At 49.3% G+C, this 550-nt stretch carries 1 pseudogene; it reads left to right on the top strand.

The features are described 5' to 3' along the window. Nucleotides 1–550 (top strand): annotated as a pseudogene (locus JCM17207_RS10440) (IS21 family transposase); the annotation flags it as partial.

The raw sequence follows: 550 nt of genomic DNA, 5'->3' as shown, positions 1-550 counted from the left end.
CAGAAAGACTATGAAACCTTTATGCAAGCCCTGGCCTTCGAGACAAAACTTTGCAAGCCACGGCATCCCTTTACCAAGGGCAAGGTGGAGCGGTTGGTTCGCTTTGTGAAAGACAATTTCCTGGCTGATCGAGTATTCTTCGATCTTACGGATCTAAATTGGCAGGCGCTGGAGTGGTGTAACAAACAAAACAGAACTTACCGCCGTACTGTGAATGGCGCGCCGCAAAAGATACATGAAACTGTATGCGGAGAACAGCTGCGTATGGTACCAGAGGATTCTGTCCGAGTCTATCTCTGTCCGGAAAGAAAGATCTCCTTTGACGGCTTTGTAAATTACGAAGGCAGACGCTTCGGAGTGCCCTATAGCTATCCGAGTGCGATAGCAAGAGTAGAGCGCATCGGCGATTTGCTGCGTATTTATTCTGCCGACCTAAAAGTTTTGCTGGCTACACATACCGTTACCTGGAGCCGCACCGACAGTTTCTGTGAAGGACAGTACGAATCCTTGGCACAGCCAGAAGAATTTCCCACAGCGCCTGTACAAACGC

It is taken from the genome of Faecalibacterium gallinarum, from assembly GCF_022180365.1.
Classification (GTDB): Bacteria; Bacillota; Clostridia; order Oscillospirales; family Ruminococcaceae; genus Faecalibacterium; species Faecalibacterium gallinarum.
The sequence above is the reverse complement of the archived record's forward strand: the minus strand, read 5'-3'. Positions and strand labels throughout refer to the sequence as shown.